The sequence below is a fragment of the Amedibacillus sp. YH-ame10 genome, from assembly GCF_053848885.1.
On sequence record NZ_JBSPFA010000038.1, the window covers coordinates 1 to 24,132 of the forward strand.

Genomic DNA, 24,132 nt, shown 5'->3' on the forward strand with positions numbered 1-24,132 from the left:
GTTTCCAGTTTTTCATAAGTAAACCTCCTTTAAAGTGTCACAAGGAAACACACCTATATCTTACACCTTTCATACTTATTGCAGTTAATTTATAAAAAACGGACTTCCAAATAAAAATTTAGGATTTTGTGAAATATACGATATATGATATTGTTAGATAGCGTGAAATTGGTTATAATAAAGATGCTAAATCATAAGAACTGTCTAATGGACAGGGAAAGGGAACGAGTGCTCGCTCGTTCCCTTTTTGTTGGAAGGTGCTAAATCATGAGAAAGTACACTGGCACTTTATGTATCCCCACCCCTCCCCATTTAGATACTACTTACCTTTACGCCGTAAAAGGGAAAGAGTAAGAACGAGTATCAAATAGGTGATACATAATTCAGCCATGTATTCCTTTCCAAGTGATCAGCACAACTACTCTTATGCATACACACCCCTCCACTATACTTAATACGAAATAAAATTAAAAAATCCTAAATAAAATGAAAAATAATCAAATTTGTATGATAATATCATATAAATATACAATATATGATATTGCGAGAGAGATAAAAATTTATTATAATAAAGATGCTAAATCATAAGAACTGTCAACTGGACAGGGAAAGGGAACGAGCTCCTACTCGTTCCCTTTTTGTTGGAAGGTGCTAAATCATGAGAAAGTAAACTGGCACTTTATGTATCCCCACCCATCCCCATTTAGATACTACTTACCTTTGCGCCGTAAAAGGGAAAGAGTAAGAACGAGTATCAAATAGGTGATACATAATTCAGCCATGTGTTCCTTTCCAAGTGATCAGCACAACTACTCTTATGCATACACACCCCTCCACTATACTTAATACGAAATAAAATTAAAAAATCCTAAAGATTGTGATAACTTTTTTAAATCACATATTTTAAAATTAAAAAAATACTGAACGAAAATGAATAAATTTGGTATAATCTAATTTAGAATAAAGAAAGGTGGAGGCAAATGCGTTCTCTAATTATTGCGGAAAAGCCAGAGCTTGGAAGAGCCATTGCGGCATCCATTGATGGTCCTAACAAAGAAGTGCGTGGGGTCATTGTAAAGAAGAATGTAATCATTACATGGGCATATGGACATTTGCTTCGTCTTTGTGAACCAGATGAATATGATGAAAAGTATAAGAAGTGGAAGAAAGAAGATTTACCAATTTGTTTTGAGGATTGGAAATTAGTTCCAGATGGGAATAAAAAAGATCGTGTGATGCAAATCATTGAGTTGATGGCGCAATGTGATCAAATCATTCATGCTGGTGACCCGGATGATGAAGGACAGTTTTTGATTGATGAAATCTTGGATTATGCAGGAAATACGAAACCTGTGAAGCGTGTATATATTAACGATAATACTCCTGCTAATATTCGAAAAGCATTTCATGAATTGATTGATAATGATGAAAAGCTTAAAGCAGTAGGAAATAGTGCGTATGCTAGAGCAGTTGCGGATTATGTAGTAGGAATCAATTATTCACGTTTATTTTCATTATCTTTGCTACGTAAAGGAATGAGTGTTGGACGTGTACAAAGTCCTACCTTAGGGTTGATTGTAGCTAGAGATGAACAAATTGATTCTCATGTGAAACAAAAATATTATGAATTGATGATACAAGGTCATCTTGAGGATCCATTGGCTGATATTGGACTACAACTGAAACCTAAAAAAGATATTTTGGAAGATGACAAACATATTTTACAACGAGGTGTGATGGAAGATATCGAAGCAGATATTATGAAGGAAGTATCTCGTAAGGTAAAAGTAGAAGAAAAAATGATGGATGTAAAACCACCATTGCCTTTTAATCTTGCGAAATTACAAGCACATATGAATAGCAAGTTTGGTTTTGATTTAAGTAAGACGGATCAGATTACGCAGACATTACGTGATAAATACCAAGCAATTACGTATAATCGAAGTGATTCACAATACTTAAAAGAAGAACATTTTACAGAAGCAAATAAGGTATTACCTCATGTGATGGGAAAGTTACAAGAAGAATATCCTGTGAATTATCAAATTCATTCTGAATGTTTTAATGATAAATTTGTAACGGCACATCATGCGATTATACCAACGATGTCAGACTTTAAAATTGAAGCGTTATTACCAGATGAGCGAAAGGTGTATGAAGAAATTGCACGTTACTATATTATGCAGTTTTTACCTCCGATTAAGAAACGTCAAATTACAGCAGTTGTGAAAACAGAGCATGGTGATTTAAGAGCAGCAAGTACGTTTATAATGGATGAAGGATATAAACAGCATTTTCAAGCAGATAAAGAAGAAAAAGAAAATGATGAAGAGGAAGATTCTTCTAAGTTTGACATTCCAGCTGGTACATATGAGATTACTTTAAGTAATAGTGAAATTGCGGAAAAAGAAACGAATCCACCTAAACGCTATACGCAGGCTACCTTAATTAAGGATATGACGAGCATTGCGAAATATGTGCAAGATAAAGAAATCAAGGAAATCTTGAAGAAAAAAGACAAAGATAAAAAAGGCGAGAATGGTTCTATTGGAACGAGTGCTACTCGTTCTTCGATTGTGGAAACCTTAATGAAGCGTCACTATGTTGAGATGCAAGGAAAGAATATTGTATCGACACAATTAGGAAAAGATTTTTATCATGTTTTACCTGACGAAATCAAAAAACCAGATTTAACCGCGAAGTGGTGGGTGATACAAGAAGATATCAAAGAGGGAAAAGCGGATGTGAAGACCTTGGTAGATAGTGTATTAGAAGCTTTCGTTCCACATCTTCATAAAGACTATTCAAATATAAGAGTAGGGGGAGATGTACCTATTGATGATTCACGTGAAGCAATTGGATTATGTCCAGTTTGTGGAAATAAAATCGTTGAAAATAGCAAAGGGTTTGGTTGTGTGAATTATCGAAATGGATGTAAATTTGCTTTATGGAAGGAAGATCGTTTCTTCCTTGATATTGATAAAGAAATTACAAAACCAATGGCTGAAAAACTTTTACAGGATAAATATTGTCTTGTGAAGATTATGGAAGAGGAACAAGAAGTAGTAAAAGTGTTGCAGTTGGGTGTTCGAAACGGAAGAGCCGTTTATAGACTCTTGGATAAAACATAAAAAAATCTCTTATATGCACATTCGTGCGAAGAGATTTTTTTCTTATACAAATGTATAAGACTCACAGGAATCCAGTGTTATTACTGTTCCTCGTAGTAACATCCTTCTTCCTGAGAAGGAGGAAAACGTCTACCCTTTTCTACGTCTACGTCACTGTTGATTTCTTTACCCTGTGCATTGTAGCAAGTGTATTTTCCAGATTTTTCGCAGTTCATTCCTGGGCGGTATTTTTTCTGTGCCATTTCTAACACCTCCTAAAAGTAGTATGGAGAAGCTTTAAAAACTTATGCATCAACTTGTATTTTTTTTGTAAGTTGTTAAAATAGAGGAGTATATAAGGAGGTCGTAGAATGAAGATTGTCGCAAGCGATTATGATGGAACATTACGTACACAGGAGTACGTGGATAAAAAAGATATCGAAATGATTCGTAAATTTCGAAAAGCGGGGAATATGTTTGGGATTGTGACGGGAAGAAGTATGGAGTCTATCAAACAAGAAATAAAGAACAACGAAATTGAATTTGACTTTATAGTGGCAAATAATGGTGGTGTTATCTATGACCGTGAATTTCAAAAATTACAATGTTTGTATATGGATTTTCATAAAGCGTTGGATATTATCAGTTATATAAAAGAGGTAGATTGTGCATCCTATGTTATCAATGATGGATATCATCGTTATAAATTTTCAATTGATGAACAACAAGTGGATCATAAATATGCCAATATGCCAGATCAAAATTTTCGTGAAGAAGAAGTGTTAGATAATGGAAAGATAGCACAATTGGTGATTTCCTTAAATGATAGTGAATTAGCAGATGAAATTGCTCATCATATCAATGTACATTTCAAGGGGTATGCAGTGGCCTATGTAAATATCAATTGTGTAGATATTGTGCCTGCAGGTGTTAGTAAGGCAGAGGGTTTGTATTTCATAGAAAACGAGTACCACTTATGCCATGAAGATATTTATGCGATTGGAGATTCTTTTAACGATGTGCCAATGATTCAAGAATTTCATGGGTGTGCTGTTGCACATGCAAGAACTGTGATCAAAGAACAGGCAGAGGCAGTTTATGCTAGCGTGGGTGCTTGTATTGCGGATGTTATGGAAGGATAAGCAATTTGTTAGAAATCGGGGTCTATTTGACTCCTTTTTTCATGTCATTTCATAAGAAAAAGATAGGTAGTAAGGAAGTGTTTATGCTATAATATAAAATACGAGGGGAGTGTTCCTATGTTCAGTTATTTCACATTAAACAATCTAAAGACTTTGATACTGCTGCTGATGGATATTGCATTTGTGTGGGCAGTTATCTATTATTGCCTACGTATTGTTAAAAATAATTCAAGAACCATACAGATTTTTAAAGGTGTCTTGTTGATTATCATCATTCGTTTTGCGGCCTCTGTGTTAGAGTTGAATACTGTTAAGAATTTAGCGGATTCTATTATGAATTGGGGAGTCATCGCAATCATTATTATCTTCCAACCAGAGATTCGAAATATCTTAGAGAAGATAGGGAAGACAAGTGTGTTCTCTAGAATTTCTACGTTGACGGTAAATGAGCGAGAACAACTTGTAGATGAATTAGTAAAATCATGTGCAGAAATGTCAAAGACAAAGACAGGCGCATTGATATCAATAGAACAAGGACATTCCTTGTCTGACTTTATTAAAACAGGGACTCCTATGAATTCTGTTGTATCCAGTGAATTGTTGTGTTCGATATTTCAATATGGTACACCATTACACGATGGGGCAGTTATTATACAGGGGGTAAAAATTGCTTGTGCTGCGGCATATTTCCCACCAACAACAAGGGAGTTGCCAACAAGCTATGGAGCACGTCATAGAGCAGCAGTAGGTATTAGTGAGATTACGGATTCTATTACGATTGTAGTTAGTGAAGAAACAGGGAATATATCAATTGCGGAAGCTGGGAAACTTTCTGTTATATCAGAAAGCAGTCTTCATGAATTTTTGATGGATATTGTATGTAATCAAAATGTGGTGGCTAAAGAAAAAGCAGAGGAACCACGTGATAAAGAAATTTTAAAAGAAACATTGTATGAACAAGGGAAGAAACCAAGTGTGTTTGCACATTACTTTAAAGGGAAAAATCGTCGTGTAAAGGATAGCGATGAAAATGAACAGAAATATGCGAAAAAGAAGAAGAATGAAGAAGTAGAACCTGTGAAAACAGAAAAGAAAGAAATGGAAATTGAAGATCTGGCTCAGAAACAAGATTCTGGATTTGATCAATTCTTTGATAATATTGTAAGTGAATCAGAGAAAAAAGAAGAAAGTAGAAAAAATGATAAACAAAAAGCAAAACAAGTAGAAATAGAAATAGAAGAAACACCAGTTCCTAAGAAGCGTCCTCGTAAAACAAAGAGTGAGGAAGTCGTAAAAGAAGATATGAAAAAAGAAGTAAAGAAAGAAGAACGTAAACCTTCTTCTATATCCACTATGGGTGCGGATTTATTTGACGATGTTGTAGAACCAGAAACGATTGTTCTACATTATGAATCGGCTGATGATGACGGTGTGAAAAAGACCAAAGAAGGGAGTGATTCCTAATGGCAAAGAAAAAAAAGAATAAGATAGAGCTAAGTTCTGAGGGAAAAACAGAACTGGCAAAGGCAATCGCCGAGAAATCGCAAACTTTTGCGAAGACATATGCTAGATTAGAAATACAAATTAGTAAATTTTTCCGATGGATTAGTGGTTGGCTGGATAAATTATTGTTCAATCAAAAACATGGGAAAGTAGTTGCGCTGATATTAGCGGTTCTGGTATACGTATCGATGAATTCAGCTAATGCGAATATTTTTGAATCAACAAAAAGTGCAGAGGATTTAGGTTCCTATGATGTATCACAAGTGATATCTTCACAGAACTATGAAGTTATTGGATTGCCTAAGAAAGTGAAAGTTCGTGTAATTGGAGATTTGAGCGATATTAAAAATATTAAGCAACAGAGTAATTTTCGAGTAATTGCGGATATGACAAATATGACGGAAGGTGTACATGAGGTAACATTTACCACAGAGGGAGCCCCTTCTCATGTGGATGTTGTACTAGAACCTTCTAGTAAAATGGTTACCATTAAGAAAAAATCCATTCGTAAGTTCAATGTGGGATATGATTTCTTGAATCGTTCAGTTATGGATAGTACCTACGATTTAGGGGAACCTGTATTGGAGCAAGGGGAAGTACTGGTAAGAGCAAGTACGGAAACATTGGATAAGATCGCATATGTGAAAGCACTTGTAAAAGTTGGAAAGAATGTTACTTCTGATTTTGAAACGAAAGCAAAAGTGTATGCGTATGATAGTAATGGGAATCGTATGAATGTAGATATTATTCCTGACACATTATTAGCGAAAGTTAAGGTCTCTCGTCCTGAGAAGAATGTAAACGTTGTCTTGTCTCCGACAGGAACGATACCAAATGGAAAAGCAATTGAATCCTATTCGGTAGATTATCCTGAGGTTACAATATACGGTAGTCAAGCGGTATTAGACAATATCATCGAGCTACCAATCACCATACCAGCCTCTACGCTGACTGGTGATAAAGAAATATCTATGCCAATCATTTTACCAAATGGTGTAACTAAAGTTTCAAAAGGAATTGTAAATTTCACCATCAAACTGGCGAAGGCAGAGAGTCGTACAGTAAGCAATGTAGATATCGACTTAGTCAATAGTTTGGATGGTTTCAATTTTACGATTGAAGGAGTTACAACTAGTGAAGTTACGGTAAAAGGCGCTAAGGCAGTCATTGATTCTGTAGAAAGCAAAAATATTAAAATTTCCGCTGATTTGAGTAAAATCAATAAAGCAGGAACGTATGAAGTAGAAATGTTAGTAGAAGGTAGCAATAAATTAGCAAGTTATGAATTAAAGACTACAACTGTAAAAGTAAAGGCTGTAAAGAAACAGTAAAAGGAAGGATGTAATTTATGGGAAAATATTTTGGAACAGATGGCGCAAGAGGTCGTGCAAATGGAACATTGACATTGGATATGGCGGTATCAATAGGTCAATATTTAGGATGGTATTATGGAAAGAAACGCCATGCGAAAATTTTAATTGGAAAAGATACTCGTTTATCTAGTGATATGTTTGAAATGGGATTAGCTGCTGGGGCTACTTCTACTGGTGCAAGTGTGTATTTGTTAGGGGTGTGTCCGACACCTTCTGTATCTTATTTAATTCAAAAAGAGCACTTTGATTGTGGTATTATGGTAAGTGCTAGTCACAATCCATTCTATGACAATGGAATCAAGTTATTTAATGGTGCAGGTTGTAAAATGGATCCTGAAACGGAGAACTTAGTTGAACGCTATATTGATGGTTTAGAGGAAATTGAACTGGCTCATGAAGAAAAGATTGGTAGTGTACTTGAATGGTCTGAGGGATTGGAACTTTATGAATCTTGGTTAAAATCTATCGTACCAATCGATTTGAATGGAATCAATGTATTATTGGATTTGTCTAATGGTAGTGCAACAAGTTGTGCAGCTGAAACTATGACGTCTTTAGGGGCTACTGTAGAGGTTATTCACTCTTCTCCTAATGGAATCAACATCAATAACAAATGTGGTTCTACGCACCCTGAATTGCTTCAGAAGATGATGCGTGAAGGTAACTATCATGCAGGGTTTGCCTTTGATGGTGATGCGGATCGTTTGATTGCAGTAGATGAAGAAGGTAACTTGATTGATGGTGACTACACAATGTTTATTTGTGGACGTTATATGAAAGAAAAAGGATTATTAAAAGATGATGTTGTGGTAACAACTGTTATGAGTAATCTTGGACTTTATCATGCTCTAAAAGATAGCAATATCAAATATGAACAAACTGCAGTAGGAGATAAATATGTTTATGAATGTATGAGTGAACATGGTTACTCTATCGGTGGAGAACAATCAGGACATATTATCTTCAATGAACATGCGAATACAGGAGATGGTTTATTAACCGCATTGAAACTATTAGAAATCATGGTAGATAGAAATAAATCACTAAAAGAATTAGGAGAAGATTTATTTATTTATCCTCAATTATTAATTAATACACCTGTAAAAGATAAACACGCGGCTTTAGAAGACAAAGACCTATTAAAGGTTGTGGATGAAGTTGCGGCTGAATTAGGTGATGAAGGTAGAATTTTAGTACGTCCTAGTGGAACAGAACCACTTGTACGTGTTATGGTAGAAGCAAAGAGTGATGAATTATGTGAGAAGTATGTAAATCACGTAGTAAATTTCATAAAAGAGAGAGGACTTTAAGAAAGTCCTTTTTTTTTCACATAATTTAGTCTAAAATAGAGGTATGAGGTGATTTATATGAAAAAAGTGATTTGTGTTGTAGAAGATGAAAAAGCAATCAATGACTTAGTGAATCAATATTTAAAAAAAGAGGGGTACGAAGTACGTTCGTATTATACATATGAAGAGGCAAGTGCGCATGTAATGGATGATGATGTGCATTTATGGATTCTTGATATCATGTTGGATGATAAGAGCGGATTTGATTTGATTGAAGAAATTCGTCTACAGGGAAAAGAGATTCCTGTAATCTTTATGTCTGCACGTGATAAAGAGTTTGACCGTATCATTGGCTTAGAAAAGGGAAGTGATGATTACATTACCAAACCATTCTCTCCCAAAGAGCTTGTGTTACGTGTAAACAACGTTATGAAACGTGTGTATAAAGATGCGAATAATCGTATCTTAATTGATGGATATGAATTGGATGAAGAACAACGTAAAGTGTTCGATCATGGACAGGAAATTGATTTAACCACAAAAGAGTTCGATCTTTTGATGATGTTTATAAAAAATAAAGGGATGGCCTTTAACCGTGATAAGATCTTGACAAGTGTTTGGGAAGAAAATTATTTTGGTAGTGATCGTGTTGTGGATGATACGTTGCGTCGTCTTCGTAAGAAACTTCCAAATCTAAATATTCATACCATTTATGGATATGGATATCGTTTAGGTTAACATGAAGCGCTTTAATGAATTCATCAAACAATTATCACTAACGCAACAATTGTTTGCGTTGATTTTCTTCTTTGTAACGTTCTTTACTGTATTCTTTTTTGTATATGTAAATGGAAACGTAAATACGGCAATACAAGATCAAATCTATAACCAATTGGATAGTACGCAAAACTCATTGATCGCAAGTAGCCAAGAAGCTACAGAAAGTGAAGCGAGTTGGTATGTAAGTGTATCTGGGTTTGACTCTTTAACTGCACGTGTGGTTCAGGTAAATGATCAAACAAAGATTGTTATTGACCCAAGTGCAGCAAGTGAGATGGATGTTGTAACTAATAGTAAAGAATGGACAGCCATAGCGAACTCTGCAGTGCTATTAAGCAAAAGTGATAGTGATAGAACACATGGTAAGGTATTGAATGTTGCGGGTGAGCACATTGATTCTTTTTATAGTATTTCTAAATTAAGTGATAACTACCTATTGATTACACGTACTTATAGTGACAACATGAATAAGCTAGAAAGTATGATTTTTAATAGTGTTGTATATATTACGGTCATCGTAGTTGGATTTTTCTTCATCGTGTTGATGATGTGGGTAATTACCTTAATTCATCCACTCAATCAAATTCGAAACTATATCGAACGTGTGAAACTTGGAAAAGATGCGGAATTACGCGTAAATCGTAAGGATGAAATTGGAGAACTTGCGGATGCGTTAGTGAGTATGCGTGATGAATTACGTAAACAAGAAAAGACCAAGGAAGAAATGATTCATAATATTTCTCATGATTTAAAAACACCAATTGCGACCATCAAATCGTATGGAGAAAGTATCAAGGATGGTATTTATCCTTATGAAACCCTAGAGAAGAGTGTAGATGTCATTATTGAAAATGCAGAACGTTTAGAAGAAAAAGTTCATTCTCTATTGTTTATGAATCGTGTAGAATACCTGATTTCTCAGGATTGTGAAGGTATCGCTTCTGATATGAAGGATATTATTGAGCTCGTTATTCAAAATATCAAAGTTATTAAACCAGAGATTCAAATAAAAACAGATTTAGAAGAAGTCTTCTTTGATGGGCTTGCGGAACCATGGCGTGTTGTCGTAGAGAACATCATAGAAAATGCACTACGCTATGCAAGAACTACCATTGACATTCGTTTGAGTGAAGAAGATGGCTTAACGATCGCCAATGATGGACCAAGCATGGATGAAGAACGTATCAAGGTATTATTCAAACCATATGAGATGGGACAAGGAGGACGTTTTGGTTTAGGTCTATCCATTGTTGCAAAAGTTTGTGGCGCGAATCATTACGAAGTATATGGAGAGAATACTGCCGATGGAGTTATCTTTAGAATCTATCGCGATAGCGCTCCATATAAGAAAAAATAATGGAGAACAGAGTATGTGTCTTAGAACATGTACTCTTTTTTTGAAAGTAGGTCAAAGCTACAAATACATTTCATATACTTGAAGGAGGAGGTTCACTATGTATACTATTCAAGGAATTCAATGGAATGTGAGTGTAGAGGGAGAAGGGGATTGTATCGTTCTACTTCATGGCTGGGGTCAAAATCAATATATGATGAAATTCATTGCGGATCACTTTCGAACAAATTATAAAGTTATTAATATGGATCTTCCAGGATTTGGTGAAAGCGAAGAACCAAAAGAAGTTTGGGATGTTCGAAAATATGCAGATGCGTTGTATGAATTATTAACGATGTTAGGAATTGAAAAACCAATCTTTATAGCACACTCCTTTGGTGCACGTATTGCGATTCGTTATGCGATTTGTTATCCAGTGGATAAACTCATTTTAACAGGAGCTGCGGGTATTAAGAATAAACGAGGATTGATGTATTACTTAAGAGTATATACGTATAAATGCTTTAAAAGATTGCATGTATCTACCAATATGGGAAGTGTAGATTATCAAAATGCAAGTCCAATTATGAAAGGAGTTTTAGTAGCAAGTGTAGAAGACGATCTTACGTATTGTCTAGATCATATTCCATGTGAGACATTGCTTGTATGGGGAGAAAGAGATATGCAAACACCTCTTTGGATGGGAAAGAAAATGGAACAAGAAATACCAAATGCGACCTTAATCACGCTTCCAAGAGAAGACCATTTTGCCTATTTTCATCAAAGCTTACGTTTCGTTGGTATTGTAGAGGCATTCTTATATGGATAAGATTCAAAACGTTTTATTCTTATTCGTATTATCTTTTTTTCTATATACCCCAATGAAACGCAGCATTCATATGTACCAACAAAATCGTTACCAAATTAAGCGTTATGAAACATGGCTACTACATGAAGTAAAGTATAAAAGGGTGTCCATCCAAAGAACCTTTTTATGTTTGTTGGGTGTATATGGTTTATTTTTTGTATCCCATGAAGAATTACCCTTACAACTACTAATTTTATTATTGCTTATATATTCATATGTTTTCTTTAAAATGGAAGATATGAAAGAGTATCGAAAACCCCTTGTATTTACACATCGAGTACAACGGTTATTATTTGCGTTTTATTTGTTTTATATAGTATGTTTTGTATTCTTATTACAGGTATTATCGAATGATATTTGGATAGCTTGTGTTCCTTTTTTATACTTTTCTCCATGGTTTTTTCTTATAATCATTGCGTATTTGACACAACCCATAGAAGAGAGAATACGTATGTATTTTGTTAAAGATGCTCAAAAAATATTACGAAGCCATAAGCATCTTCGTTGTGTTGGAATCACTGGGAGTTATGGTAAAACATCTATTAAAAATATTTTACACACCTTGTTGTCAGATACCTATTACACACTACAAACCCCACACTCCTATAATAATCTGATGGGGATTACGCTTTCCATACGTCAACATTTACAAAATCTACATGAGATTTTTATTTGTGAAATGGGTGCGGATCATGTGCATGAAATCGAGCGTTTGATGGAGTTTGTTCAACCACAGTATGGTTTCGTAAGTGCAGTTGGACCACAACATCTTTCTACCTTTCATTCCATGGAGAACATTCTTCATGAAAAGATGCAAATGATTGAAAAGCTACCAAAGGATGGAATTGGATTTATCAATTATGATAACCCATATATTCGTGAGTACAAAATTCAAAATACGTGTACCATTGTGACGTATGGAACTCGTCCTGAGTGTAAGTATCGAGCAGCGAATATTACCTATTCTAAAGCTGGAAGTAGTTTTGATGTGGTCTATCAAAAAGAACGACATACATTTTCTTGTAAGCTTTTAGGACGTCATAACGTAGTAAATATTACAGGAGCGATAGCGGTAGCACATACGCTAAATGTATCTTGGGATGTTCTCAAACAACTGGTTTCTAGTTTATCCTATGTAGAACATCGCTTACAAATTATCGAAAATGAAGCTTATACAATTATAGACAATGCGTACAATTCAAATCCAGAAGGAGCTCATTACGCATTAGAAGTAATGAAACAACTGGATGGTAAACGAGTTATTATAACCCCTGGTTTTTTAGATCTTGGAAAAGATAGTAAACAGGCTCATTATGAATTTGGTTGTTATATGGCGCAATGTGTAGATGAAGTAATTCTTGTTGGGAAACAACAAACAAAAGATATCGTAGTAGGCTTACGAGAAAAAAAGTTTCCATTATCCAAATTGCATATCGTATCTACGATACAAGAAGCATTTTCATGTTTGAATTCAATAGCTACGCCAGATACAACGGTTTTATTGGAAAATGATCTTCCAGATGCATTCAACCATTAACCATTTTTAGGCGAACGCATACACTAGACTGTATGAAAGGAAGAATGCTATGAAACTTAGAGTTGTTGTTGTATTTGGTGGTGAATCCGTAGAACATGAAATTAGTATCCTCTCTGCACATCAAGTGATGGAGGAAATGAATCCTTATTTGTACGAAGTCATTCCTTTATACCTTTCTAAAGACGGTAAAATGTATCATGATATTACACTATGTTCTTTAGAGACGTTTGAAGAGATGGAAAAAATCCCAGGTTATTGTAGTGAGGTTACGTTGATTCATCGCAACCAACATTTTTTTATCATCCCTGTTAAGCATTCTCTATTTGCTAAGGAAAAAGAATTCGATATCGTATTTCCAATCCTACATGGTACGCATGGAGAAGATGGAAGTTTTCAGGGATTTCTATCAACCTTAAAAATTCCATATGTTGGACCACGTGTATTGGGAGGTGCTATTGGACAGGATAAAATTATAATGAAACAGGTGTTAGAAGATAGTGCTCTCCCTATTGTTCCATGGTATTATTGGACATTATCCACACCATTGGATGATTCTTTTTTTCGTAAAGCGGAAAGATTGGGGTACCCTCTTGTAGTGAAGCCAGCTAATCTAGGGAGCAGTATTGGAATTAGTATTACACATAATGAAGTAGAACTTCATAAGGCTATGATCGAAGCATATCAATACGATCGAAGAGTCATTATTGAAAAAGTTGTGGAGAACCTTCGAGAGATTAACTGTTCCATCCTTGGAGATGAAGTGGAGTGTATTGCCAGTGTGTTAGAAGAAGTAAAAAAACAAGATGATATTTTATCATATAAGGACAAATATATTGGAGTGGATGCGAGCAAGGGTATGCAAAATGCACCACGTAAAATCCCTGCTGATTTAGAAGAAGATTTAACATTAGAAATTCAAGAACTCGCAAAAGAAACCTTTAAAACATTGTGTGGTAGTGGCGTTAGTAGAATAGATTTCCTAATGAATGATGAAAGCAAAGACTTATATATCAATGAGATTAATACCATACCTGGATCCCTTTCTTTTTATCTCTGGCAAAAAAGTGGTATTCCTTTTCCAGAACTAATTACTCGTTTATTAGATATGGCAATTAAGCAATATGCTAGAGATCAAAAACAAATCTATTCCTACCCAACCAATATTTTAACGATGAAACATCAAGGGATGAAAGCAAAATAAAAAGAGGCTGTAACAAATAAAAAACATCCATAACATAAAAAACACGTCAAACTCATAAGAGTAGAACGTGTTTTTTTGGTATAATTTAACTATGGAAAACAACGATGTGTTAGAGTTAAATTATACATACCTAAGCAATATAGATTACACTACACAACAGATGATTTTACCACTAGATTTAGGAAAAAAGTTAAATTCTTCAGATCTAATGTTCAGTTTTCTTAAAGTGATGGAAGGAGTCAATTGGAATAAATACCTGTCACACCCGATACGTAAAGCTCGTGAAGAATGCAATCCTTTTTTTAGTCTATAGGTGCCATATAGAACCCACCATAGAATTCTTCTGTACGTAATACATTGATGATGACATTTGGATCTGTTTCCCTTAACAGATTGGCAATATCCGCAACCTCATAAGAGGATACGACTGTATGCAATAAATACATCTTCTTTTTACTGAATCCACCATATCCTTGGATACAAGAAATTCCATGACGATAATGTTCTACATAACGATCCACCATCATTTCTGGATTGGTTGTAGTAATTTGTAAGGTAACTCGTTCATAACGATGATGAAAGGTAGATATGGTTTTTGTCATAATGAATTGAAATACAATGGAGTATCCCGCATAAATCCAACCAAACATATACCCGAAGATACATAGGATTAGAGCATTAAATATAAAAATCTGTTCCCATATAGAACGATTGATTTTATTAGATACATACAACGCAATAAAATCAGTACCACCAGTAGAGGCACTTCCCTTAAGTGCTACTACCACACATAAGCCATATAGGAATCCTCCAAAGATTACATTCAATACAACATCATCAAACAAAGGAGAAAAATTACAAATGTTTAAGAATATGGAGGTGAGGGCAAACTGTATACTAGAAAGTATGGTAAACTTTTTACTGATACTTTTATAACATACCAAGGCAACAGGAATGTTGAGTGCTAAAATGGCTATTGAAGTAGAAATGTGTATACCATATAAAGAACTAATCTTATCGATTAAGATGGCTACACCAGTAAACCCACTACTTAGTAAATTGCTAGGATTGATAAAAGCTTGAATTACATACGTTTGTAAAAGCGCAGAAACAATGACTGCAATAATACTGAATACATAGCGAAGCTTTTTGTTTTTCATAGAATGTGTTAACATAAGAGACCCTCTTTCCAAGTTCCATATAATTATAATGCCTTTCCTTTTGCGTTTTATCAAAAGGATTTCCTAGGCAGTAGGAAGAAATATATTCATAATACTTCCTAAGTGCTAGGAAATTATGTTAAATTATTCCTAGGAAATTTTTCTATATAATATCATTAGAGAGGATTGACAAAATGGGACTAAATAAAAGACAAGAAAGAATTATCATGATGATGAATGATTCTAACGATTGGATTACTGGAAAAGAGTTATCGAAACTTTTAAATGTGTCGGACCGAACAGTGCGTTCAGATATCGATTCTATCAACCGTTATTATGAAGATGCGTTGATTGAATCAAATCTTCGTTATGGATATCATTTGAATCAAGAGATTCTTCGTACACTCAATATTGAGATTGAGCAACCAATTGCCCAAACACCACAAGAACGCTGTGTGTATATCATTCAACAGCTCTTATTTCAACGAAACGAATTAAGTATTACAAACTTACAAGATCAAGTGTTTGTAAGTGAGTATTCCATAGATAACGATATTAAGCGTATTAAGAAAATGATCGAACCTTATGAAAATTTGAAATTAGTACGTTCTAAGAACTTCATCCATTTGGAAGGAAGTGAAGAGAGTAAGCGTAAACTATATAAAGATTTATTAGCAGAAGAAACACAAGGGAATTTCTTAAACTTGAATAACCTTGCGGCTTTGTATAACGATTTTGATTTGTTGGTTGTGAAAGATACTCTTGAACAAACATTCAACAAATATAATTTTCATGTACGAGAAATGGCATTTCCAATGTTAATGGTACATGTTGGAATTGCGATTGAAAGAATTTTACGACATAACTACATACAAACGGAAAGAAACAACGATGAATTGAAAGAAAGTCAAGAGTATAAAATTGCTTGTGAGTTCTTCCAAAATACTGCGAAAAAAATTCGCATTGAAATCGTAGAAGATGAAGTAGCGTTATTGGCTTTGTTATTGATGGGGAAAAAGGGAACGAATTATTCAAAAGATTTGGTTCATGAATCCCATCATAGTTTGACGAGTGATGAAATCATCGATGGTATGTTGGAAGTTATCCATGATGATTTTGATATTGATTTTGCACAGGACGTCGATTTGCGCATTGGATTGAAAATGCATATGCAATCCTTAATGGAACGTCAAATGAAAAAAATCGATGTATCAAATGTATACCTACAAGAAATCAAACGTAAATATCCTCTTGTATTTGAAATGGGGATACGAGTTGCACGTTACCTTGAAGAACAATTAAATGAAGTCATCAGCGAAAATGAAATTGGATTTTTATCACTTCATTTAGGATCTGCTTTTGAACGCGCAAATCTTTCAGGGAAGTATCGTGTAATTATGATTTATCCTCATGATCAAGCATTAAGTAATATGTGTGTTCGTAAGGTAGAAAATAGATTTGGTGAGCGTATGGGAATCGTGGATTGTTTGAATTTCTTCGAACAGAAAACCATTTTAGATGCCAAACCAGATTTGATTTTAACAACGTTACCATTACAACATGATTTAGATATCGCAACCATACAAATATCACTCTTTGTGAATTTGGAAGATGAAAGTCGTATCTTTCAAGCATTAAACTTATTGGATAAAAAACGATTCCAAAAAGAATTTGAAGAAGGAATTTCAGGAATGATCGAACCACGTTTCTTCTACACGGATGTGGATTTAGCAACTCATGAAGATGTGATCAACTATATGTGTGATAACTTACAAGAAGCTGGATATATTCCTGAAGGTTTCAAAGAATCCGTGTTGAAAAGGGAATCTTTGTCCGCAACTTCATTTGCGTACAGTTTTGCTGTTCCACATAGCTTCAATGTAATGAGTATCAAATCTAACATATCGGTCGCAATCCTAAAAAATCCAATTCCTTGGGGGCCTTTTGAGGTAAAATTAGTAATTTTATTGGCTATCAATGAAGAAGATCGATCTATGTTGAAATTATTCTTTGATTGGTTGAGCAATGCAGTTAGTGATGCCAATCGCTTTGCGACACTTTTAGAAAGTCGTGATTATAATGATTTTATTGCACGTATTGTTGAGTAAGGAGAAAAGTTATGGCAAAGACAAAGACCACAACGAAATATAAAGAACCAAAGACGCAGTATAGAGAAAAGAAATTGGGTCTTATTGACCGCTTAAGTATTGCCCTTCTAAAGAAACAAGAACAAGTCGTAAAAGATACAGAGCATCCACCTGTTAGTAATATCCGAAGATTCTTTGGATACCTAATCGATTTCGCACTTTCTAATATTTTCTGTGTGATTCCTCTCGTCATCATTCAAGCATGTTTAACGGGTTCTACAAATACCACACAGATTTTAGCAGGTATTCCATTGTATTGGGCATATATTATTACGTTCTTTGTATTCTTATTTTATATCTTCTATTATGTATATATTCCATGGAAGGTATGGCCTGGTCAAACACCTGCAAAACGATTATTAAAATATAAAATTGTAATGATGGACAATTCTGAAGTAAGTGCAAAAGCGCTCTTTTTAAGAAATGTAATTGCTATGACCTTTATTGAACTTGCGGTGTTTACGACCACATATATTGTACAATTGGTAGTACTAACAGCACGTATTGATTATCCTTCCTTTTTTGGATATGTCACATATTTCATGACATTTTTATCCTTTTTACTCACCCTAACAAATTACAATCGTCGTATGATTCACGATTATCTTGGAGGTACAAAAGTATATATGCTTCCTGCTGAAGAAGGATCAAAATATCACGCATTATAAAAGAATAGAAGTAAGAAAGCAGTGAGAAATCACTGCTTTTATCTTTCGTCAAGAATATAAACGGATTTTATAATTTTAGTTTGACTCCAAAAAAAGTCGATAAATAAAGGTTTATTTTCATATTTTGGTTAGGAAAAGAGGATTTCCTATACCTTAGGAAATCATTTTCATGTTGTGAAAGATAAACTTTTATTATAATAAGGTTGTAAAAAGTTTAGTGCGCACTATTAAATTTTTTAGAAGTTTAAAGAGGAGGAAATTAAAATGTTTGACAAGCTCGAAAAAATTCTTATGCCAATGTCTGACGTGTTGAGTAAAAACAGAGTTTTGATCGCTATTCGTGACGGATTCTTAATTGCTACACCATTGTTGATCGTTGGTTCAATCTTCTTGCTGATTGCTAACTTCCCTATTCCAGGATGGTCAGATTTCTGGACAGGTGTCTTTGGGGCAGGCTGGGAAGAATGGTTTAAAGCCGTATCTCGTGCAACATTCAACTGTACAGCGTTGCTTACTTGTTTGGGTACTGGGTATGCAATGGCGAGAGAGTTTAAAGGGGATAAAATTCAAGGTGCAGCAGTTGCCTTAGTTTCATTCTTTATCTTACAACCTGTAATTCACGATGCTACAAATGATGCAGGAGAAGTCGTTGTAGAAGGTGCATTTGCTGGTTTATCTTTCGATAATATTGGTACGAATGGTATCTTTATGGCTCTGTGTTGTTCAATTCTTTGTGTACTTCTATTTATTTGGGTATACAAAAAAGGTTGGACAATCAAAATGCCTAAAGGTGTTCCACCAGCTGTAGCAGATTCATTTGCTGCATTAGTTCCAAGTGCTGTTGTATTATTAGTATGTTTCTTAATTCGTATCTTCTTCCAGTTCACTCCATTTGAAACTGCACAGGGATTCGTATTTACTGTTCTTCAAACACCTATGAAAGGGTTAGGAGATACATTAGGAGCAAATGCTATCTATAGTTTCATGTGTACATTCTTATGGTTCTTTGGTATCAATGGTCCAGCCGTAATGAACTCAGTGTTCTTTATTGGTAACGTATTAACAGCGGATCAATTAATTGCCTTTGAAGCAGGTACACCAAACAATGAATTACCACATATCTTTACAAATCCGTTCTCGAATTTCTTTACGAACTTCGGTGGTGGAGGTAGTACGCTATCGCTTGTAATTTGTATGTTATTATTCTGTAAATCAGAACGTATCAAAGTATTAGGTCGTTTAAGTATCGTTCCAGGAGTATTTGGAATCAATGAACCAATCATCTTTGGTTTACCAATTGTATTGAACCCAATTATGATTATTCCATTTATCTTTGTACCAATGTTTAACTTATGTACTTCATATTTCTTAACAGTGGCAGAAATTCTACCTAGAACAACAGGTGTAAACTTACCTTGGACAACTCCAATTGGATTCTCTGGTTGGTTATCAACAGGAAGTTGGATTGCAGCTGTGTGGCAGATTATCTTACTTGTTATCGGATGTTGTATTTACTTCCCATTCATTAAAGCACTTGATAAAGGGTACTTACATGATGAAGAAAATGCAGAAGGAACAGACGACGAAGATATTTCATTCGATGATTTATCATTGGATGACCTATAAGAATTTCAAATCGTATACCTTGCGATAATTTGAAAATATCAAAATAACGATTAGAATTCTACAGGAAAAGCATAAAAAAAAGATAAACCAACAGGAAACAGGTATATCTATAAACGTATAGATTTAGAGATAGCGAACGCTATCTCTTTCTTTTATATTTCCTAATAACTAGGAAATATAATTGGATGAATTTTTCGTGATAAAGTTTTATAATAGTAGTGTAAGGGAGGATGCTTTATGAAACGATTCTATTTATTTTGTGATCAGGGAATGTCTACGAGCTTATTAGCTAGTCGTATGCAAGACTGTGCAAATCAGCATCTGTTACCAATTGAAGTTGCTGCATTTTCCTATAAGAAAATGCAAAGTATCGTAGATGAAAAACATCCAGATATCATCCTATTAGGGCCACAGGTAAAGTACTTATTCAATGAAACGAAAAAGAATTATGATGAAGATACACCTGTGATGTTAATCTCTCAAGAAGATTATGGGATGATGGATGGTGAAAAAGTACTAAAGAAAGCATTACTTCTGCTACAAAAAAGAAAACAAGGAGAACAATAAAATGAAAGTATTGATGGTATTTGATCAGACGCAAGCAGGACTTGGTGGTAAAGAAAGTCCAGATTTAGCAATGGGTGGAAAGCCAATGGCGATAGGTTCTTGTCACATGTTTGAAAAGTCTTTAACAGAAATGGGTGGTAGTATTTGTGCTACACTATATTGTGGAGATGGAACATTTGCGCAAGATCCAGAAACAAACGGAAAGAAATTTGCAGCAATGAGCAAAAAGTTAAATCCTGATGTTGTTATTTGTGGACCATGCTTCAATTATGGAAGCTATGGAAAAATGGCTGCAAAAACGGCACAAGTAATCAATGAACTAACAGATATTCCTGCATTTGCTATTATGTCAGAGGAATGCAGTGAGGCAATTGAAGAATTTAAAAATCATGTTACAATTCTTAAAATGCCTAAAAAAGGTGGTACAGGTTTACCACAAAGCTTAACAATGATGTGTGAATTTGCACTTGCACTTGCGAAAAAAGAAGACGTAAGTGAAATGATCAAAGAACACGCATACCATTAAAAAGCAAACTCCTATTAACTCAAAGAAAAGCAGCTTTCTCGCTGCTTTTCTTGTTTCCTATGCATTAGGAAACAAACTTCATATACATTATGGAAAAAAGGCTTATAATGAACTTGTAAAAGAGAAAGAGGTGCGTTTATGTATTTTGATGAAACACTTGCATTGATGCAAGAATTAACACAGGTAATTGGTATTTCTGGAGATGAAAAAGAAGTCTCACATATAATGAAAAGACATATGGAATCCTACGCAGATGAAATTGTGTATGATAATCTAGGATCTATATTTGCAGTAAAGAAGAGTAAAAAACCAAATGCTCCAAGAGTTATGGTATGTGGACATATGGATGAAATTGGTTTTATGATTACTAGTATTAAGAAAAATGGATTAGCTGGATTCATTTGTATTGGTGGAATTAATCCACAAAGTTTACATGCACAACGAGTACGTGTGAAAGCTAGCAATGGTACAGAGTTGGTGGGTAATATCGTATGTGATAGTGATGATATTGCTTCCTGTGATGTAAAGAAAATGTTGATTGATTTTGGTGCAGAAAGCGAAACTATGGCAAATGATTGGGGTGTTAAAGTAGGGGATAGTGCTGTGCTAGATGGTCCATTTGTGGTATTAAAAGATGGACATCGTATTCTTTCAAAAGCATGGGATAATCGTTATGGTTGTGTTATGGCAATTGAAGTTTTAAAAGCACTTAAAGATATCGAATTAGATGTAGATTTATACATTGGCGCAACTGTTCAAGAAGAAGTTGGAATTCGTGGTGGAACAACAGCAACAGGTTTGATCCATCCAGATATGGGTATTGTTATGGATTGTAGCTTTGCCAATGATATAAGTGGAAAAGAGAATGCAGTTGGACAATTAGGGAAAGGTATTTTAGTTCGCTATTATGATAAGGGTATGATGCCAAATCGTATGTTGTTGGATACACTCGTACAAACATGTGAAAAACAACAACTTCCATATCAATACTTTTATAATATGGCACAAACGGATGCTGCATGGATTCATAAATTATTTTCTGGATGTCCTACCTTAAGCGCATGTATTTGTGCTCGTAATGGTCATACTGGAAACAGCATCATAGATCTACGTGATTATGAATGTGCAAAAACAGCTATACTTTCCATTATCCAATCTCTTGATGAAGAAAAGATTAACGCTTATAAAGCGGAAAATCGCTAAGAAGTTTCTATGAAAGAAGCCTATGGAGAAATGAATCTAGAAATGATCAAAGAAATGAGTGAAGCTCATGGTATTTCTGGATGTGAAAAAGAAGTTAGTCGTGTCATGAAAAAATGGTTAACACCAGTCAGTGATGAGATTTCATATGATAATTTAGGTTCCATTGTAGGATTACAAAAAGGTCATAAAGATGGACCAAAAGTTATGATTTGTGGACACATGGATGAAGTTGGTTTCATGGTACGTGAAATTGATGAACAAGGTTATATTAAAATGTTACCAGTTGGTGGTTGGTGGGGACATGTGCTTCCTTCCCAAACTTTATATGTAACTACCAAAGAAGGCAAACGATATCATGGAGTGGTTGGATCAAGTGCACCTCATGGGCTTCCAGCGGAAGTAAAAGAAAAGGTTATCAAGCCGATGGATTTATTTTTGGATTTGGGTGTTGATAACAAAGAAGAAGTGGTAGAGTTAGGTATTCAAATTGGTGATATGATTACACCAGATACAACGTTCGAAGTTATGAACAATCCGAATTATTTAATGGGAAAAGCTTGGGATGATCGTTTATGTGCAGGTCTTGCCATGGATGTGTTGTACCGCATTCAAAACGATGATCATGAAGCCAATGTGTATGCTGTAGGAACCGTACAAGAGGAAGTAGGTCTTCGTGGTGCTAGAACTGCCGCAAACCTTATACATCCTGATGTCGCAATCGCATTGGATGTTACAACTGCATTAGATACACCAATGGATAAAGGGGAAGTAAAGCTTGGTGGAGGAGTTGTATTGAGCGTGATGGATGCAGGTATCATTGCACATAAAGCACTTCTACATGAAATGGAAGATATCTGTCGTGATTTAGGTCTTGATATCAATTATGATATGATGACTGCTGGAGGAACAGATGCGGACAATATTCATAAAGCATTTGATGGTATCATAACGATGACGTTAAGCATTCCAACTCGTTATATGCATTCTCATCGTCTGATGATTCATCGCAAAGATTATATACAAACCGTTGAAGCAATCGCAGAATTCTGCCGTCGTGTAAATTGGGATAAACTAAAAGCAATGAAAGCTTCTATACAATAAAAAGTTGAGAGACACTTTTTGTGTACATTATTTATGCAGAAATTTAGAAAAGCGTTGTAGTACTAATAAAGGGTGACGATCTTTAAGGGATATTTCAAGTTTGGAATATCCTTTTTTATAATGTTGTATTTGCAATCCTCGATTAGGCACAAGATTATAAGGTAATTTATGCAATGGAAACCATTTTATGCATTTAGTTTCATCGCTTGTAAAATCGATGCATTCTTCTAGAACATGGGTAGAAAAGACAACTTGTGTATCTTGATATTTCGAGCGTTTATAACGTCCAATTTCTTGATCAATAAAAATGCTGTATCCACATTCTTCTTTTGCTTCTCGAATGGCGCAAGTAATTTCACTTTCTCCTTGTTCTTTTTTTCCACCAGGCAGATCCCACAAAGGAAAATCCTTTCGTTTCACTAAAAGTATTTTATTGGATTTAAAGATGATACAAAAACAGCCTATGGTATGTGTCATAATAGATTCCTCTTTTTCGTATGGTATCATAAACTAGATATCTCATTTATAGAAAACTGAGTAAATAAATGAAATATGGCATACTAAAATGTTGTGATAACTAAAAGGTTTTTTTGAATGAGCGTAGCATCCATTATGTAGTTACTATTTCTATTCGATAAGAAAAAAATATTAAAAATTACATTTACTTTGTGTTTTAAATTAAAGTTCGTAGACATAGTTATATATCTATTCTGCCGATAATGACAGCTTTAATTTCATAAAAAAAGGATATGGTTCCGCATCAATCTGCACATCCAACCTCAAGCGGTCAGAAAGCCATATCCATAAAGAGCATACTCTCTTTGTAACCAAAATATACCATAACTATACATATATGTCAATTTGGACATATTAAAAGATAGTGTAAAATGGATGTGGAATTGAAAAAAGTGATATAACCCTATAAAATTTAATCGCGAAACCAAATTTTCAGAAAGGGATTATATCACATGAATATATTATCACATTTCCAAGAATAC

At 34.6% G+C, this 24,132-nt stretch carries 20 protein-coding genes; 17 read left to right on the forward strand and 3 right to left on the reverse strand.

Features of this window, described 5'->3' with window-relative positions:
• Positions 1–980: 980 nt before the first annotated feature.
• Positions 981–3,131, forward strand: coding sequence for a DNA topoisomerase (locus tag ACWG42_RS13245; RefSeq protein WP_455793035.1), 2,151 nt, complete (start codon positions 981–983; stop codon positions 3,129–3,131).
• A gap of 80 nt (positions 3,132–3,211) precedes the next feature.
• Here ACWG42_RS13245 and ACWG42_RS13250 read toward each other — a convergent pair whose 3' ends face one another.
• The gene (locus ACWG42_RS13250; protein WP_455793036.1) at positions 3,212–3,373 is read right to left on the reverse strand and encodes a YjzC family protein; all 162 of its coding nucleotides are present in this window, start codon (positions 3,371–3,373) and stop codon (positions 3,212–3,214) included.
• Between the two features lie 108 nt (positions 3,374–3,481).
• On the opposite strand from ACWG42_RS13250, the gene ACWG42_RS13255 reads away from it, so the two are divergent.
• From ACWG42_RS13255 to ACWG42_RS13295, 9 genes are all read left to right on the forward strand, one after another.
• On the forward strand, positions 3,482–4,252 hold the full coding sequence (locus tag ACWG42_RS13255) for an HAD-IIB family hydrolase (protein WP_455793037.1): 771 nt from the start codon (positions 3,482–3,484) through the stop codon (positions 4,250–4,252).
• A gap of 117 nt (positions 4,253–4,369) precedes the next feature.
• Positions 4,370–5,716: a diadenylate cyclase CdaA gene (cdaA, locus tag ACWG42_RS13260; RefSeq protein WP_455793038.1), complete on the forward strand. Its 1,347-nt coding sequence runs from the start codon at positions 4,370–4,372 to the stop codon at positions 5,714–5,716.
• Positions 5,716–7,086, forward strand: coding sequence for a CdaR family protein (locus ACWG42_RS13265; protein ID WP_455793039.1), 1,371 nt, complete (start codon positions 5,716–5,718; stop codon positions 7,084–7,086). The genes cdaA and ACWG42_RS13265 overlap by 1 nt, the downstream gene beginning before the upstream one ends.
• 17 nt (positions 7,087–7,103) lie before the next feature.
• Entirely contained in the window at positions 7,104–8,438 is a 1,335-nt protein-coding gene (gene glmM / locus ACWG42_RS13270) for a phosphoglucosamine mutase (RefSeq protein WP_455793040.1), read from the forward strand.
• A gap of 57 nt (positions 8,439–8,495) precedes the next feature.
• Positions 8,496–9,155, forward strand: a complete 660-nt coding sequence (locus ACWG42_RS13275; protein WP_455793041.1) for a response regulator transcription factor — start codon at positions 8,496–8,498, stop codon at positions 9,153–9,155.
• A gap of 1 nt (position 9,156) precedes the next feature.
• Positions 9,157–10,554, forward strand: coding sequence for a sensor histidine kinase (locus tag ACWG42_RS13280; RefSeq protein ID WP_455793042.1), 1,398 nt, complete (start codon positions 9,157–9,159; stop codon positions 10,552–10,554).
• Positions 10,555–10,651: 97 nt separating this feature from the next.
• The gene (locus ACWG42_RS13285; protein WP_455793043.1) at positions 10,652–11,359 is read left to right on the forward strand and encodes an alpha/beta fold hydrolase; all 708 of its coding nucleotides are present in this window, start codon (positions 10,652–10,654) and stop codon (positions 11,357–11,359) included.
• On the forward strand, positions 11,352–12,935 hold the full coding sequence (locus ACWG42_RS13290; RefSeq protein ID WP_455793044.1) for a Mur ligase family protein: 1,584 nt from the start codon (positions 11,352–11,354) through the stop codon (positions 12,933–12,935). Before ACWG42_RS13285 ends, ACWG42_RS13290 begins: the two co-directional genes overlap by 8 nt.
• Before the next feature lie 49 nt (positions 12,936–12,984).
• Positions 12,985–14,136: a D-alanine--D-alanine ligase family protein gene (locus ACWG42_RS13295; RefSeq protein ID WP_455793045.1), complete on the forward strand. Its 1,152-nt coding sequence runs from the start codon at positions 12,985–12,987 to the stop codon at positions 14,134–14,136.
• Between the two features lie 302 nt (positions 14,137–14,438).
• Here ACWG42_RS13295 and ACWG42_RS13300 read toward each other — a convergent pair whose 3' ends face one another.
• A complete protein-coding gene (locus ACWG42_RS13300) occupies positions 14,439–15,311 on the reverse strand; it encodes a YitT family protein (protein ID WP_455793046.1) in 873 nt (290 codons plus the stop codon).
• Positions 15,312–15,490: 179 nt separating this feature from the next.
• Between ACWG42_RS13300 and ACWG42_RS13305 the strand changes: the two genes are divergently transcribed.
• The 7 genes from ACWG42_RS13305 (at position 15,491) to ACWG42_RS13335 (ending at position 23,134) form a co-directional block, all read left to right on the forward strand.
• Positions 15,491–17,404, forward strand: coding sequence for a BglG family transcription antiterminator (locus tag ACWG42_RS13305; RefSeq protein ID WP_455793047.1), 1,914 nt, complete (start codon positions 15,491–15,493; stop codon positions 17,402–17,404).
• Positions 17,405–17,415: 11 nt separating this feature from the next.
• Positions 17,416–18,111 (forward strand): RDD family protein, encoded by a 696-nt coding sequence (locus ACWG42_RS13310; RefSeq protein ID WP_455793048.1) that lies wholly within the window; start codon positions 17,416–17,418, stop codon positions 18,109–18,111.
• Positions 18,112–18,375: 264 nt separating this feature from the next.
• The gene (locus ACWG42_RS13315; protein WP_455793049.1) at positions 18,376–19,737 is read left to right on the forward strand and encodes a PTS sugar transporter subunit IIC; all 1,362 of its coding nucleotides are present in this window, start codon (positions 18,376–18,378) and stop codon (positions 19,735–19,737) included.
• A gap of 237 nt (positions 19,738–19,974) precedes the next feature.
• Entirely contained in the window at positions 19,975–20,304 is a 330-nt protein-coding gene (locus ACWG42_RS13320; RefSeq protein WP_455793050.1) for a PTS sugar transporter subunit IIB, read from the forward strand.
• A 1-nt stretch (position 20,305) separates the two neighbouring features.
• A complete protein-coding gene (locus ACWG42_RS13325; protein WP_455793051.1) occupies positions 20,306–20,830 on the forward strand; it encodes a GrdB-related putative oxidoreductase in 525 nt (174 codons plus the stop codon).
• Positions 20,831–20,968: 138 nt separating this feature from the next.
• Positions 20,969–22,033, forward strand: coding sequence for a M42 family metallopeptidase (locus ACWG42_RS13330; RefSeq protein ID WP_455793052.1), 1,065 nt, complete (start codon positions 20,969–20,971; stop codon positions 22,031–22,033).
• A gap of 30 nt (positions 22,034–22,063) precedes the next feature.
• Positions 22,064–23,134, forward strand: coding sequence for a M42 family metallopeptidase (locus ACWG42_RS13335; protein WP_455793053.1), 1,071 nt, complete (start codon positions 22,064–22,066; stop codon positions 23,132–23,134).
• Between the two features lie 27 nt (positions 23,135–23,161).
• On the opposite strand, the gene ACWG42_RS13340 is transcribed toward ACWG42_RS13335, so the two are convergent.
• On the reverse strand, positions 23,162–23,611 hold the full coding sequence (locus ACWG42_RS13340; RefSeq protein ID WP_455793054.1) for an NUDIX hydrolase: 450 nt from the start codon (positions 23,609–23,611) through the stop codon (positions 23,162–23,164).
• Positions 23,612–24,132: the final 521 nt, after the last annotated feature.